The sequence below is a fragment of the Deltaproteobacteria bacterium genome (assembly GCA_016210005.1).
Taxonomy (GTDB): Bacteria; Desulfobacterota; Binatia; order HRBIN30; family JACQVA1; genus JACQVA1.
The window spans coordinates 1-15163 of sequence record JACQVA010000194.1; the positions used below are offsets into that span (position 1 = coordinate 1).

Genomic DNA, 15163 nt, shown 5'->3' on the forward strand with positions numbered 1-15163 from the left:
CATCGATCGCACCGACCGGAAAAACCAACCCCGCCGCTTCCACCACCGCCGTCACGCATGTACGTCTACCGCAATCCAACCTCCGTGTCCAGAGGCCACAAGTCGGGCAGGGTCAGACCCAAGGTAGGAGGGCGGAGGTCGCTGCGCTCTGCCGCATCGGTACGCGCCGCCGCCACCGGTGTCGGCTTTGTGGTCTGCGGCACTTCTCGCGGTTGTTCTGCCGGAGGCGAGCTTGCGCGTTGCGCTGCCAGGGCCTCCAGTGCCGGCAACGGAGTGGTCTGGGCTAGGCGAGCCTCCGGCGAGTCCGGATGATCGGATCGCAGCTTTTGAACGATCAGCCGAGCGTCGATGGGGTCCCCCGACAGCTCGAAGGCGCGAGCTAGCTGATAGAGCGCCCGAGGGGCGTACTGGCTCTTGGGCGCCTTCAGCAACACATCGTTCAGCTCGATAATCGCCCTGTTGTAGTCACCCTTCGCCAACGCCTCCTCGCCCTTTTGAATATTCATCGCCGGGTCTTGTTTAGACGACGCTCCGGCCGGTTGGCCGGCCAGGCACCCGCTGATCATGAAGAACAACGCCAGCCCAACGCCGAGGCGATGGCACTTGCGGGTCAGCGCCCGCTGTTCGAAGCTAAAGACCCAACGCCCGTTCGTTCCCATTGCACTGGCTCCTCCTCAGTTGCGGAAGCGGAAACGGCCCCGCAGCTCCGAGGCATCGGGGATCAAGCTGGGCGTTTGGGTCACGTTCAGCAGCTTGGCGGCGTCCCCGACCTCGGGGGTGATCGTGCGGTAGATCTCGGCGAGATCTTTCTTGCCGTCACGGATGGCCTTCAGAAAATAGTAGGTGAGGATGCCGTGGCCGACTTCGGGTGAGGACGTGCTGATCTGCGCGCCGCGTGCAGCGGCGAGCGTCCGGGTTTCCTTGATCATGACCAAAGGCCGTGCACCTTTCGCCAATACGCTACGTCCGCCAGCGCCAGAGAAGCAGGCATCAAGCACCACGGCGACTTCTTTAGCCGGCAACGGAGTGGTCTGGGCTAGGCGAGCCTCCGGCGAGTCCGGATGATCGGATCGCAGCTTTTGAACGATCAGCCGAGCGTCGATGGGGTCCCCCGACAGCTCGAAGGCGCGAGCTACTAGCTGATAGAGCGCCCGAGGGGCAGGCTGCAAGTGCGTTGGGTGAGGCGCTGGACGAGTGGGACATGGCGCCGGTTCCGGCCGACCGATTCACGGTTCGCCGCCGAGGGTACGGAGCAAGTCTCGCGTCTGCTGCCGATCAGCTTCCGATGCTTCTACCGAAAACAGTCCGCCCTTGAAGCATGCCGGAAATTTGTCGGGGCCGTTGCAGCTTGCGGCTACAGCGGTCCCGAAGCTGCCCATGCCCAGCGGCACCGTCAGATCTCGCAGGTACAACTTAAACTGCTCAGTGGCTGGTCCAGCGTTGCCCTTGGCCATGAGCACTAGCCCGAGCTGGTAGTGCGCATTTGGAGCGGAGTACTGGCGCAACACGTCGCGCAACTCGCGCTCCGCGCCGTCGAAGTCGCCAGTGCCGGCTAGAGCGCGTCCCATGCAGAAGCGAGTCGGCCCCCACCCAGTGCTCGCCTCTGCGCTGCATTCGCGTAGCGCGCCTGCGAAGTCCTTCTTCTCGAGCAATGCCTCACCCAGGCACGTGCGCAGCGGCATTCCAGCCGGGTTGAGGCGCAACGCCTCGCGGTACTCCCGAATCGCGCCGTCTAAATCGCGCGTGTTGTAAAGGGCGTTCGCGAGCACCGCACGCGGTTGCCAATCGTCCGGCCGTAATCGCGCTGACGCAGCGAGCTCGCGCAAGGCGCCTGCGAAGTTGCCCTCGTCGTACAGCAACTGGGCCATCGCCTCGTGCCCCTCCGGCCGGTCCGGCTGGAGCATCATGGCGCGCTGGAGAAGATCGCGGGTCTCACGGATCGTCGCTTCGGGCGAACGACCCGCGTCACGCGCCTCGTCCCTTTGTACTATTTCCGCCCATGCGCGTGCGATCAGCGCGTCGGCTTCAGCCTCCTGCATCACGCGTTGGCGCTTGGTCGTCGCGCGCTCCACGTCGGTCTTCGTCTTGGCATGCGCCACCTGCCGCGATTGTTCTTGCAGTTGCGCGCGCAGCCGCTCATTCTCCTCGTGCAGACGTTGAAGGGCGTCGGCGGCCTTTTCACTCTCGCGTAAGCGGGCAATCTGACGGGCAACACCTCCCGGGTCGATCCGACAGAGGACATCGACGCGTATCACCGTCGTTTCACCGTCCATCGTGGCGTGCGTTTCCACCTCCTTGATTTCCACGACGCCCGCAGTCAGCGCACGGATCTCATCGCGCGTGACCGCCATGTCGCGCACCTCGGTGATGCTCTCGACGCACGTGCCCACCTGCTCCAAGGCCAGCCGCTTGGCATCTAGAAGTGCCAAGCGCTTGGCGTCGGCGCGCGTGTCGTTGTCGCCCATGCGGTACTCGCCGGTGGCACGAATGGTGCGCGTCTCGGTAGCAGCAATGGCTGGCTGCACACCGAGTAATAGCAGGGCGACCATGCAGCCGGTTACAAAGCCAGGCGGACAGGGGCGCTTCTCGGCGACCCTCGCGACGCCGCGAAGAGAGCGCACGCTAGCGTCGGGAGACAGCAAGGCTCCAGCGGGTGGATGGGCCTGAGACCAAGCTCGCGGCTCTCGCATCATGCATAACTCCCTGCGTCGCAGCCTTCTAGCGCGGGCGAACTCGATTGCGCAAGTGAAATCCGTTCGGCGAATCTGTTCGGGCGTGGAGCACCGCGGTGGGGCCTCATCTCATTCAGACGCCGCCCCTCTTCTGTTCGCGCTTAGGAGGCCGGGCCTCTTCATCGGTCTCGAAGCACGGCGTCCCACGTCGCAACCCGCAGGGCTGCACGATACAGGGCGCCCTTCGAGGCGCGGCCGGAAGAGATGACCGCTTATCAGAAGGGCGAACGGTTCAAGGCATGCTCATCTGGGATCAGCGAGGGATTCTTGAGCCGTTTTTCCCACAAGTCCGACGCGTACCCAAGCCGTTTCCCCAGGCGCCACTGCAATTGCCTCCACCGTCACTCGCTCGCAGCGTAAGGCCTTGCCACGAAATGGCTGATGCCCCACCTGGCAGCATTGTGGGTGTTACTGGCGCTGGCCCGGTTGGCTCGGCTGCCGTCCTGGCGCGTCACGGGCCGTTGAGAATCAGGCCGAGCGGCAGGTTGTAAATGCGTTGGGTGAGGCGCTCGACGCGCGGGTGCATCGAAATCAAGATGCCGTGGCGCGCCGTCTTCGGGTAGAGATCGAGAAACGCCTCCAGCGGGGTCAGGTCGCGGCTGGCGGGTGAGGCGGCGTGCTTGATCTCGATTGGTACCAGCCGCCCCGCCACTGGTAGCACCAGATCGCATTCCAACCCTTGCGGCGTGCGCCAGAACGACCCGTTCCACGGCATCCCCGCATGCCCGTACAGCTTGCGAATCTCCATGATCACGAACGACTCGAACAGGTGCCCGAAGTGCGGCGCGTTGAGCAGGCCGTGTGCGTCACGGATTGCTTGCACGTGCAAGCCCAGGCCGCTGTCTGCGAACACCCACTTGGGCCGCTTGACCAGCCGCTTGGTGGTGGTGGCGAAGTACGCCGGGAGCGACACGATCTGATAGCTGGTCTCCAACAGCGACAGCCAGTGATCGACGGTCTTGCTGTCGATGCCGACCACGCTGCCGACTTCGGCCTTGTTGATCACCGTACCCGAGCGGCCCGCGCACAGGACGACAAAGCGATCGAACCGCCCGAGGTCCGCCACCTGACTGAGTTCTCGAATGTCACGCTGCACGTACGTGCGGCGATAGGCCTCCAGCCAGTCGGCGCCCGCGCCCTCCAACACCACGGGCGGGTATCCGCCCGTAAGCATGGCGGGGACGACATCGTCATGGTCGGTGGCCGGATACTCGCGCCCGAGCAGATCGCCGAGCTTGGTGGGACTCTCCAGCAGTTCCGTAGTGGCCGCGATGCGCTGCCCGCGCGTCTCTTGCACGGCAAACGGCCAGAGATCCAGCACCGCGACCCGGCCGGCCAGCGACTCTGTCACTCCCTTCATCAACTCGAAGTGCTGGCTGCCGGAGAGGAAGAAGCGAAATTTTCCCCGAGCCCGGTCCAACTCACGCTTGAGATAGGGAAAGAGGTCCGGGACGTGTTGCACCTCGTCGAGAAAGAGGATGCCCGGGTGGTTGAGGAAAAAGAGGTCCGGGTCGCGGCGGAAGGCGGCCACCTCGCTCGGGGTGTCGAACGCGATCGACCGGGCCCGGTCGCCGAAGAGCTCGGCGGTCAGATGCGCGAGCAGCGAGGTCTTGCCGGCCTGGCGCGGGCCGGTGACGAGGACGGCGCGAAACTGCGCCGTCAGTTTCCGGACCTTTGCCTCGATGGCACGCGGGACGTACGCCACCAGTGCATTATTGGAGTGTCACTCCATTTTTGCAAGGCAGCGCGGTCGGCGCGGACCAGCGCGGGGCCGCCGTAGGGCAGGCTCTGCCTGCCGCCCCTCTTCAACCCTGTATCGGCAGGCACTGCCTGCCCTACGGACTCGCCGCGAATGCTCAGAGCGACCGTAAGTAGCGCTGTATGTCCTCGTGGGTGCCGACTCGAACCAATGTGCACAGATCGCGCTCAACCGTGAACACGAGACGCCGGCCAAGGCCGATACGGGCTTCCCAGACGCCCGAGCGATGGAGCTTCCTGATCCCGAGTCCCTGGTGGCGATGAACATCGCCGATTAACGCAGAAACTGGACCGCAGAACCCGCGGTGAGCAACGGGAGGGGCGGCGCGGGGTGTGGCAGCGGCGCTTCTGGGAGCACCTGATCCGAGACGAGCACGACTTCGCCCGCCACGTAGACTACATCCACTACAACCCGGTGAAACACGGGCTCGTTCGATGCCCGCACCACTGGCGATGGTCAAGTTTCCGGGCGTGGGTTGAACGCGGCGTGGTTGCGGAAGACTGGGCGTGCAGCTGCGGACACGGCACCGTAGCAGCGCTCCGCTTCGACGACATCCCAGGGGCGGGCGGCGAGTGACTCGCGGAGTTGCGGCCGCAGCCCGGCGGTGCAGCGTCGGCGCAACGGGTTCCGCGTTCAGGCCGTAGGGCAGGCTGTGCCTGCCGTCCCTTCTCGACCCGGAATTGGCAGGCACAGCCTGCCCTACGGACTACTGCCCAATTGGACTTTCCGACCACGCCGCCCCGCTCCGGCGCCGAGGGGCCGGCGCCCTCCAGGGTGGGTGATCCGTAAAATCGTCGTTTCACACGAGAGCACGCCCGGTGGTCGCGCTCCACCCTTGGTCAGCGCAGCAACAAGAGCTAGCCGTAGGGCAGGCTGTGCCTGCCGTTCCCCTTCAACCCGGAATGGCAGGCACAGCCTGCCCTAGTGCGCCTGCCCTGGACCCAGAACACAGAAGCGTAAGAGCTACCGGGCACACCGGAAGCCGTAGCTCTCGAGCCGTGAGCGCGGCCTGCTCCTGCTGCGGTACGACGCGCGCGTGTTCTGCGGGTCGTAGTCCCACGAACCGCCGCACAGGCCGCGACCGTCAGCAATCTCGTCTTCGATCCACTCCCACACATTCCCTACCATATCCAGCGCCCCGTACGGCGACGCCCCGGCCGGAAACTTCCCCACCGGCGCCGTCCCCACATATCCGTCGTCATAGCCCTGGGCAACCGTCCAGTCCGAGTACGTCCGCTTTGCGCTCTCGTCGGCAATGTTCGCCACCTTCTTCCCCACCGCTTCGTACCCGATATTGCCCCACGGATACTTCCGGCCATCGGTGCCGCGCGCCGCCTTCTCCCACTCAGCCTCGCGCGGCAATCGCTTCCCTGCCCACTTGCAGTACGCCTGCGCCTGGCTCCAGTCGACGCAGTTGATCGGATGTTGCTCTCGCCCGGCCTGGCCCCAGTTGCAGTAGTCCTTCCACTCAGGTTGCTCCTTCATCGGGCTGCCCCAGTATGGCATCCGCAACCCGTCCGCCGAGCAGTTTCCCGCCTCCACGCAGCGGCGGTACGCCGCCACCGTCACCTCCGTCTTGTCGATCCGAAACGGACCCACGTTCACCCGGCGCCCCGGCTTCTCGTCCTCGGAACATTCCTTATCGACCTTCTCGTTGCAGCCCATGAAGAACTCGCCGCCGGGCACCTCCACCATGTCCGACGGCGTCGTGCCTCCTTGCACCACCAGCGGTGTTGGCCCCAGCGCCACTTACGCCGCTGTCGGCCGCGGCGGCGCGGCCGCCGCTTTCAGCGCCTTCGCGCGCTTGCGCGCCAGCGTGGCGAATTCACCCTTCGGATACTTCTGCAGATACGCCTCGAACTCCGCCGCATCCTGGCTGTCCTTCACCGAGTTCCAGAACGTGAGCTCGACCGCCGACTCGTCAACCCGCGGCGCCGGCGCCGCGGGAACCGGCGGGGCAGCCGCCGCTGCCGCTGCCGGCCCGGGCGCCACGAAGTAGAAATCTCCCTCCAGCGACGACGACTCCCAGGGTACTTGCTTACCGCCCGTCGCCCCGCGCACGGCGCCGCGCACGCGCTTGAAGACCTCTTCCACCTTCTGGCCCGGCCGCCGCATCTCCTCCAGCAGCGCGCCGGTGTAGGTGCCGTTGCGCCCGCTCCCGTCCGCTGCCGTGCTCCCCGGCGCGGTCGCGTAGGCGATCAGCGTGCCGTGCGTCGCGTCAACCGCGGCCAGCCCCGCCGCTTGCGAACGAAAGCTGCGCGTCATCGGGTTGGTGCGGCAGGCATCGAGAATCACCAGATTGACCGGCGCCCCCGCCGTCTCCATGCGTGAGAGCACTTTCGCCAGTTCCACGCCGTCGCTTTCCACCTCGGCTTCCGAGGCGGCCTTCATGTCCACCGGGATGAGATAATTCCGCCCCTCGTACTGCATGCCGTGCCCGGAGTAGTAGAACAGCGCCACCGCCGCCCCGCGCAGGCGTTCGCCGAACTCGCGGATCGCGCGCACCATCTGCGCTTGGTCCAGGTCGCGGTGTTCCAGCACCTCGAAGCCCGTGGCTTTGAGTGCCGCCGCCATGTCCGGCGCGTCGTTGGCCGGGTTCTTCAGCCGCCCCACCGCGTACGCCGCGTTGCCGATCACCAGCGCCACACGCCGACCGCCAGCCGCCGCCGGCATCAGCACCAGCGGCCGATCCGTGGTCGCAGCCTCTTCGGCCCCGGCCCGCAACGCGCCCGCCAGCAGCGCCGCACAGGTTGCGAAGTAACAGAGAACGCGGCTGATCCCCGCCCCCATGCTCATGTGCGCATTCATCCGCCAAACCCCACTCGGATTGCAAGCGGCCGGTAAGCCTTCCACACCACCGTGGCAATCCGTAGCCGTAGGGCAGGCTGTGCCTGCCGTCCTTTCAACCTAGCGCAGGCTGACGCCCGCAACCCAACAACGGCCCGTGGATTCCCGCTTAAAGATTGCGGGAATGACGGACCCTGGCCCGGACCGTCATGCCGGCAGTCCTCTAGCCGGCATCCAGGAGGGGGGCGGGGACGTGCATCCCGAACCGCTCCTGCGGCTCCGAAATCTGTGCGCCGCGCGCAGACTTTCGGCCATAGTAGTTCAGAACGGCAGGCACAGCCTGCCCTACGGACTTCCGGGATCTCGCCGCCGGAGCCTGGACTTCTCTTACAACGATTAAACGGATGGAACGGATTTCACGGACCGGAGAAGGCGTCGAGGCGATCCGACTCTGCTCAATCCCTTGTAGCAGAGATCAGACTCGATAGGCGCAGGCTTCGATCAGCCGGGGCATCTCCCGGTCCCACTCGCCCTGCCAGCGCTCGATCACTAGATCGGCGGGCGAGAGGCCGCGCTCGATGAGTTCCTCCAGCGGCTCGAGGTGCACCGACTCGTCTTCGCCGCGGGCATCGAGCTGGCGCTGGCGCTCGCAGCCGGCGACCGCGATGGTCACTAGCTCACGGGCGAGTTCTTGAACGCGAATGCCTCGCACGCGCGCTTGTAAGCCCTGCTTAGGCGCGGCGTGCCATAACTCGAGGCGCTCCTCCCAACTCCAACGCTTGACCAGATCCCAGGCCGCCTGCAGGCAATCGGCGTCATAGAACACGCCCTTGGCCAGCGCCGGCGCCGCCAGCATGAGTCGGGGCGATTGGCTGTCGATCGAGCGCAGCTCGATGTACCCCTTCAGCCGGGTTTCCGGAAACAGCGTGGTCAGGTGCGCGTTCCAATCCGCCATGGTGGCGCGCTGGCCCTGGTAGCCTTCCCGCCAAAAGCGGCGGAAGGTGAGCTGCGTCATGTCGTGCCACACCCCGTCGCGGACGATGAAGTACATCGGCACATCGAGCGCGTACTCGACGTAGTCGGCGAAGCCCCAGCTGGGGCTAAAGACAAACGGCAGCAGCCCGCAGCGCGCCCGGTCGGTGTCGGTCCAGATGTGGCCGCGAAACGAGCGGTAGCCGTTGAGCCGGCCATCACAGATCGGCGAGTTGGCAAACATAGCGTTTAGCACCGAGCCGAGGCCCATGCCGACGCGCAGCTTCAGCACCGCGTCGGCTTCGCTGCCGTAGTCGAGATTGACCTGCACGGTGGCGGTCTGCTTCATCATGCGCAAGCCGAGCGTGCCGACCCGTTCCATGTGCGGCGCCATGATGCGGTAGCGGCGCTTGGGCACGATCTCGATCTCCTCGATCCGGCTGAGCGGCTGCATGCCGAGACCGAGAAACACGATGCCGTGCTGCTGTGCGACCGTCACAATCTGTTCGATGTGCTGCGACAGCTCGCGCTGGGCGCAGTGAATGCTCTCGCACTTCTCGCCGCTCAGCTCCAGCTGCCCCCCGGGCTCCAAGGTGATCGCCGCCTTGGCGCCGCTCAGCGCGATCACCCGGCCGTCCTCGCTCACCGGCTGCCAGCCGTAGCGCGCGGCCAGATCACGCAACACCGCCTCGATGCCGTGGGCGCCGGAGAACGGCACGGCGGCGCCGTCGCTCAGACGGACCGCGACCTTCTCGTACTCGGTGCCGACGCGCCAGTCACTGGGCGGCTTACGGGCCGACTCGAAGTACTCGATCAGCTGCTCGTAGCGTTCGAGTGCAACCGGAGCGGCCGCGTCTGGGATGTACTGAGACATCGCTCACGTCCTCACCTGCTTCGTCGTCGTCTCCCGCCGCGGTGGTAATGCCAGCATAACCCCCGCCGCGCCCGGGTCGCAAGGTTCGTGTCACGCGCGGCACGCTAGCAGAGGACAGGGGTGTGGCAAGAGGGGTGGGAAGTCGCACCCGCCCTACGGGCCTGGTGGCGATGCCAGGCAATAGACGCGAATGGTCGGGTTGTGAAAGCCGTAGCTGCGCACCGCCGGGGCGAACTCAGCCGCCGGTGTATGCGTGAAGAGCTCGCGATAGAACTGGCGCGCGGCCGGCTCGCCGGCGCCGTAACGCACGAAGCGGTCGTAGATGAAACTGCTGGCCACGACGCAATCGAATTCGCCTAGACGATCGGCCAAGCTGGCCAGCGAGAAAGTATAGGAGACCCGGGCGTTGCTGAGTCGCGGAGCATACGCGATCACCGCTTCGCCGAGATCGGTGAGCAGTTGCCCTTCGACGGCGACGCGCGCATCCGCCGGCAGTTGCTTCGCCAACCAGGCCCGCGCCCGCTCGCGCGTGTCGGGTTCGATCGCAGCCAGCAGCTGCACGCTGCGCCCCGCCGGTTCCGCCAGCGCGAGGGCGAGGGCAATGCCCGCGAGCACCGCCGAGCGCCGGCGCAATACCCGTACTCCCACGAGCGCCAGCACGGCGAGAAACGGCAGCAGCGGCAGCACGTAGCGATCGAAGTTGGGCGGCGGCTTGTACGGAGAGCTCTCGAACACCAAGTAGCCCAACCCGACAAACGCCGTCAGCAGCCGCGCCGCCGGCGAGGCCTGGCGCAGCAGGGCGACGAAGCCGAGCAGCGCCAGTGCGGTGGCCACGATGCCGAAGCCCGGCAGCAAGCTGAAGCGCAGGTGAAAGGTCCACAGCCACGGCAGCGGTAAGATCGCCGAGGTGGCCATGCCCGTGACCACGTTGCCGGCCTCGTGTGACACGCCGCGCCCGAAGTGCCAGAGGTCGGCGAGCGCAAACGGCGTGAGGGCGACAAACGCCAGCGCGGCGGCGGCCGCGAGCCGCCACCGCGCGCGCGCGGGCGGATGCGGCTGTTGGCGATGCGCGACTAAGGGTAGCACCAGCGCCAATAGGCCGGTGTATTTGCTGGCAATAGCGGCGCCGCAGAGCGCGCCGGCAATCAGATAGTCGCGGTTGCGGCCGCGCCGGGCCAGGCGCAGCGCCGCCAGCGCCGCCGCCACCACCCAGAACGTCAGCGGTGTATCCTCCTTCAGGTAGTGTGAGCAAAACACCGCCAGTGGCGCAACGGCCAGCAGGGCAGCCGCAGCGAACGCCATCGCCCAGCCGCCGGCCGCGCGTGCCAGCAAGCAGGTGAGCGGAACGGTAAGTGCTCCCAGCACCGCGTTGAGCACGCGGCCGGCGAGCACCGCCTGCGCCGGTGTCGCCGCCCAGCCGAAGCTCTGGCCGGCGCGCACGGCCGCGGCGGTGGCGTAGAGCATAAAGCTCGGGTGCCAGAAGTAGTGGGGATTGAGATCACCCGCGGCGATGGCCAACGCCTTCTGCGCTTTGATGGGCTCGTCCGGGTGATACCACTCGGGCAGGCCAAAGCCGATGTGCCACAGCCGCAGCGCCAAGGCCGCGGCGGTCAGGAAGATCAGGCCGCTGCCGATTGCGACCGGGCTCGACCCAGCTTGCCGGCCGGCACTTGTCAGAGCAGGTAACCCTTCGGCCCGCGGGCGACGAGCACGGGATCGCCGTAGCGCAGCGCCTGATCCGCGCCGATTTCGATTTGCTGGAGCGTGATTTCGCAGCGGCCGAGCGGGCATTGCAGCAGCACCGCCAGGCGCGCGCCGCTCTCGCCGCGCACCACCGCCGGTTCGTAGGCGGCGATCGGCTGGACCACGTCCCAGCCTTCACTCGCGGTGATTTGGCTGAGCTCTGCCGCCGACGCCACCAGGTGCGAGTGTGCCCAACGCGCGCTCGCCCACAGCTCCTGCATCGCCAGCCAGTACTCGAACACGCCGCTGGCGGTGGCACAGAAAGTGAAGTGACGATAGAGGAGAGCGACATCCTGTGTCGGCGCCGCCGCCGCTACCAGCGAGTCGGGCGGCGCGTGCCAATCGAGCAACTGGCGCACGCTGTCGACGTCAGTGCCGGTGCGGGCAACAAATGGGCGCACCAGTAAGTCGCGCCCGCGCTGGCCGTAGAAGCGGTAACGCACCGAGTATCCCGCAGCCAGCTGCACCTGGGGCAGGGCGCGCAAGACCTCGGCGGCATTGGCTTCGAACAGCGGCTCCCAGTAACTCGCCTGCGGCTCTGCCGCCGGCGCCCCATGGCCGTCGAGCGCGCGCTGGCGCGCTTCTTCGATCCTGCGCCTGAGCGCGTGTACATCCGCCGCCGGGATGAACTCCACCGACATGGACGCAGCATGGCTGGTGGTTGGCGCGGGCGCAAGCCGCATCACGTTGCACCGCCGCCGCCAGACATGCATAGTGGCCCGCGTGCCAGCGTCGGGGCATGGCGGGGGCCGATGGATGAAGCGCGTCGCGGTTGCGGCGGCGCTGGTGCTGGGTCTTGGCCTCGCTTACGTCGCGGCCCATTTGGCCCTGATCGAAGTCGGCCGAGAAGTCGTCGTGCTGCACAAGTGGGCTGCGGCCGGCGAGGTGCGCAGGGCGCGCCTATGGCTCGTCGACGAGGGGCGCTACTCCTGGCTTCACCACGGCGATGCAAACTCGGAATGGATCCGCCGGCTGGCGTCCGATGCCATAGTTACAGTCGAGCGCGGCGGCCGGGCGCGACCATACCGCGCCATACCCGACCCCCAGTCACACCAGCGCGTTCACCAGCTACTTCGTGAGAAGTATGGAATCGCCGACCGCTGGGTGCGGTTCCTTACGGGAGGTACGGAGCGATGCCTCGCCCTCCCGGTTCGCCTGGAACCTGTAGGAGACCGGTTCTGAGACGCGGCTGCCGCCGCATGCGCGCCGCTAGCAGATACCAGATGAACCTACTGTCATCGCAACCGTTTGGGCTGTCCAGTTCGACCTCGGTTGTGATCTCTGGGCTTTGACAAGCGCCAACGAATTGCGGAAGGTGGGGCCCGGGCGGATGGGTGCAACGATGAGAGGAAGGCGATGGGCCGCTTTGATGGCTGCGGTGCTCACCCTCGCCGCCAATGGAAGCGCGGCCGCGGCCGCGCCGCTGATCATCGACGACTTCAGCAGCGCGGTGAATACCATCCTGGTCGCCAACACCAACGTCGGGGTATTCGTCCCCGGCACCTCTGTCACCGTCACCGACAGCGGGCTTGCCGATGTTCTGGGCGGCACACGCGAGCTGACTGTGCGGGTGGAACACTCGCCGGGGTTCATCATCGGGCTCGACAATGTGGTTGTAGGCGTTGTCCCGCTCGCGAGTTTCTTGGACTACAACTCGACCGCGGGGGCCGATGGCCAGGCCGTGCTGCGCTACGATCGCGGCGGCCTGGGTTTAAACGTGGGTTTGACACCTGCCGCCGGCATTCGGCTGGTGACAATTGATGCCGACTTTGCGGCTGTACCCTGCCAAATAATCGTAACACTGGTTGATACCGCCGGCCACAGCGCCTCGCTGAGCCGGACCGTTGCCTTGGCCGGCATCACCCCGGAACTGAACTTCCCCTTTACCGGCTTTCCGGGCGTCGATGTTCGACGGATATCGAGCATCGCGGTCGAAATCGACCCCAACCGCAACGGCGCGGCAGATCTCAGGCTGGACCGCCTCGAGACTTACGGATCGAGGCCGGTTGCAGCACCGCTAGTGTCGCCGCCGATGCTGGCGGTGCTCGCGCTGGTCTTGTTGCTGTGCGGGCTGCGCCGCCTGGCTTGGGCTTGAACCGCTCAGCACTAGCCCGCCAACACCTTCAGGAACGCAATCAGACCTCTCAGCTCCTCGTCGCTGAGATCGAGTGCGCGCAACTCGCTGGTACCGATCGGGGCGGCCGGCGCGGTGCGGTAGTGGTTGAGCACGTCATCCAGCGTTGCCAGCTGCCCGGCGTGCATGAAGGGCGCGCGGCCGGCCACACCGCGCAGCGACGGCGTCTTGAACGCGCCCACGCGATCTTCGCCGCCGGCAGCCGTGGGCTCCGTGCAATCACCCGCGGCGGCATCACTCCAGCGCCCGCGGCACCCGAACTCATCGGCGAGCAGCAGCGGCCAGCCCTCTGCCCAGCCGCGATCGGGCGGCTTCCCGGCCGCGTCAGCAGGGGGCGGCACGCCGGTGTTGTGCAGCCGGTGATCGGTGAACAGCGCGCTGTTGTGGCAGCGGGCACAGCCGGCTTTGCCTATGAACAACTTCAAGCCGGCGATCTCGTCTCTAGAGAGCACTTCTGGTCCGGCGTGGGCTTCTCTGAGCATCGCCTCAACATAGGTGTCGAACCGGGTGGGCCGGGGCACTAGTGTGCGTTCATAGGCCGCAATCGCCTTGCCGATATTCACGAACACCCGCGTTACCTCATCTTGCTCGCCGGCGCTCAGCTGACCCCAGTCGGCCGTCCAGTCAACCGCCGGCAAGGACCCGAAGATCGGCTCGTAGTCCGCGGCGTAATGGTAGGCGATCGTGCGCGCATAGCCGAAGCGATGACCGCCATGTTCATTTGGGCTTTCGAGCGGTGCCAGCGCCTGCGCCCACAGGCTGTCTTTGCGGCCATCCCAGTAGAAGAGCCGGTTGTAGGCGGCGCCCACCACCGTCGGCGTCCGCCGCCGCGCCAGGCGTACGCCGCGGCCGAGTCGTAATCCGTCCTGAAATCCCAGGCTCGGCCGATGACAGGTGGCGCAAGAAACATAGCCGTTGGTGCTCAGCCGTGAATCGAAGAACAGCTCGCGGCCGAGCACGACCGCGCGCGCGTCGTCGGCCACACGGTTTGAGGGATCGGGCGGCGGCGCCGGCAGGTCGCCCAGCCACAGCGAACGCAGCTGTTCCAGCTCGGGCGCAGACCAAAGCGGTTGGCGGCAGGATGCCAGCACAATCGCCGCCAGCCCCAACCACAACCTCACGCTGCCGACAGCAAGCCCCTTCATGACCCAACTATTTCCCGTAAGCTGCCAGCGGCTTCCAGCCGTCAGTGCCGGGGTCGTAGCTGAGCCGATAGTCCGTCTGTTTGCGTTCGCTGGTCGCAATCAAGTTGAACTCGAACTCCATGCCGCGCACCACCATGACGTTGTTGCGGTCGAAGATGATGCGCCGGGCTTTGTCGTCTCCCGACGCTCCCCAGCCGACCAGCGACACCGCCAGGCGGGCCTTGCCGGTGAAGCGGCCATCGCTTGCCAGGGCGACCGAGCGGACCTCCGATGACCGAGCCGAGCCGAAATACAAGCGCTTGCCCGAAGCCCCGTTGAACACGGCGAGTCCAAAGGCGTCAGTGCGGTCGAATCGCGCTCCGACGGTGCCGGTGCGTAGACCAACTTGATAGATGCGCCCCAGCACTTGCGCTCGCGTCGAACCCGCCACCGACGCTGCGTACAGGCTATGCGTGTCACAATCGTAGGTCAGCCCGAGCACACCATAGGGATTTTCGGGCGACGGCGGAGCGGCCGCAGGCAGCGTGATGAACTCGGCCATGGCCCCGGTGTCGGCATCTACTTTGTAAAGGGTATTCTGCTTAGCGGGCGAGTTGTCGTAGAGGCTCACTCGCGGGGCGGGCGCGACGTAGACGTTGCCGGATCTGTCGGAGGTCAACGGGCCGAGATAGCCGGCCATATCCCAGGTAGGATGCCGGTACACGCGAGCCGGCTGGGCCCCGGCACTGGCCGGCGGGTCGTAAAGGACCAAGCCCTTGGTGTTGCCCAGGGTGTCGAGCACGCTCGATTCAGTGTAACCGAGCGCCTTGGCGAAGGCCGGCACCGTGCGACAATGCATCACTGCACCGAAGGCAAACTCGCCGGGGGCTGAAGGCTGGGGCGAGCGCGCAAAGTACACCGCCACGGCTATCGCGGCCGCCGCCAGCGACAACCCCACAATCCATCGGCGGTGCGCCGCTGCTGGTCTGGCGGCCGCTTCGGCGGTCACTTTGCGCTTTCTTGGCACGGCAATCGTGC

Annotated in this window: 14 protein-coding genes; 3 read left to right on the top strand and 11 right to left on the bottom strand. The window is 66.4% G+C overall.

Going from position 1 to position 15163, the window contains the following annotated elements; all coding sequences use genetic code 11:
• Window positions 1-65: 65 nt before the first annotated feature.
• From bamD to HY699_18940, 4 genes are all read right to left on the bottom strand, one after another.
• Complete coding sequence (gene bamD / locus HY699_18925) at window positions 66-659, bottom strand: outer membrane protein assembly factor BamD (GenBank protein ID MBI4517884.1); 594 nt, start codon at window positions 657-659, stop codon at window positions 66-68.
• A 15-nt stretch (window positions 660-674) separates the two neighbouring features.
• Window positions 675-1001: a hypothetical protein gene (locus HY699_18930; protein MBI4517885.1), complete on the bottom strand. Its 327-nt coding sequence runs from the start codon at window positions 999-1001 to the stop codon at window positions 675-677.
• A gap of 225 nt (window positions 1002-1226) precedes the next feature.
• Window positions 1227-2549 (bottom strand): tetratricopeptide repeat protein, encoded by a 1323-nt coding sequence (locus HY699_18935; protein ID MBI4517886.1) that lies wholly within the window; start codon window positions 2547-2549, stop codon window positions 1227-1229.
• A 634-nt stretch (window positions 2550-3183) separates the two neighbouring features.
• A complete protein-coding gene (locus tag HY699_18940) occupies window positions 3184-4437 on the bottom strand; it encodes an ATP-binding protein (GenBank protein MBI4517887.1) in 1254 nt (417 codons plus the stop codon).
• A 184-nt stretch (window positions 4438-4621) separates the two neighbouring features.
• Between HY699_18940 and HY699_18945 the strand changes: the two genes are divergently transcribed.
• Window positions 4622-4768: a hypothetical protein gene (locus tag HY699_18945; protein MBI4517888.1), complete on the top strand. Its 147-nt coding sequence runs from the start codon at window positions 4622-4624 to the stop codon at window positions 4766-4768.
• A gap of 686 nt (window positions 4769-5454) precedes the next feature.
• Here HY699_18945 and HY699_18950 read toward each other — a convergent pair.
• From HY699_18950 to HY699_18970, 5 genes are all read right to left on the bottom strand, one after another.
• A complete protein-coding gene (locus HY699_18950; GenBank protein ID MBI4517889.1) occupies window positions 5455-6240 on the bottom strand; it encodes an SUMF1/EgtB/PvdO family nonheme iron enzyme in 786 nt (261 codons plus the stop codon).
• On the bottom strand, window positions 6241-7281 hold the full coding sequence (locus tag HY699_18955; GenBank protein ID MBI4517890.1) for a caspase family protein: 1041 nt from the start codon (window positions 7279-7281) through the stop codon (window positions 6241-6243).
• 472 nt (window positions 7282-7753) lie between these two features.
• The gene (locus HY699_18960) at window positions 7754-9124 is read right to left on the bottom strand and encodes a glutamate--cysteine ligase (GenBank protein MBI4517891.1); all 1371 of its coding nucleotides are present in this window, start codon (window positions 9122-9124) and stop codon (window positions 7754-7756) included.
• A 153-nt stretch (window positions 9125-9277) separates the two neighbouring features.
• The gene (locus HY699_18965; GenBank protein ID MBI4517892.1) at window positions 9278-10723 is read right to left on the bottom strand and encodes a glycosyltransferase family 39 protein; all 1446 of its coding nucleotides are present in this window, start codon (window positions 10721-10723) and stop codon (window positions 9278-9280) included.
• Window positions 10724-10797: 74 nt separating this feature from the next.
• Entirely contained in the window at window positions 10798-11508 is a 711-nt protein-coding gene (locus HY699_18970; GenBank protein ID MBI4517893.1) for a hypothetical protein, read from the bottom strand.
• Between the two features lie 115 nt (window positions 11509-11623).
• Between HY699_18970 and HY699_18975 the strand changes: the two genes are divergently transcribed.
• Entirely contained in the window at window positions 11624-12049 is a 426-nt protein-coding gene (locus HY699_18975) for a hypothetical protein (GenBank protein MBI4517894.1), read from the top strand.
• 187 nt (window positions 12050-12236) lie between these two features.
• Window positions 12237-12962, top strand: coding sequence for a hypothetical protein (locus HY699_18980; protein ID MBI4517895.1), 726 nt, complete (start codon window positions 12237-12239; stop codon window positions 12960-12962).
• A gap of 11 nt (window positions 12963-12973) precedes the next feature.
• Here HY699_18980 and HY699_18985 read toward each other — a convergent pair whose 3' ends face one another.
• Together HY699_18985 and HY699_18990 are read right to left on the bottom strand one after the other, a co-directional pair.
• Window positions 12974-14146, bottom strand: coding sequence for a hypothetical protein (locus tag HY699_18985; protein ID MBI4517896.1), 1173 nt, complete (start codon window positions 14144-14146; stop codon window positions 12974-12976).
• A 7-nt stretch (window positions 14147-14153) separates the two neighbouring features.
• Window positions 14154-15134, bottom strand: coding sequence for a hypothetical protein (locus tag HY699_18990; protein MBI4517897.1), 981 nt, complete (start codon window positions 15132-15134; stop codon window positions 14154-14156).
• Window positions 15135-15163: the final 29 nt, after the last annotated feature.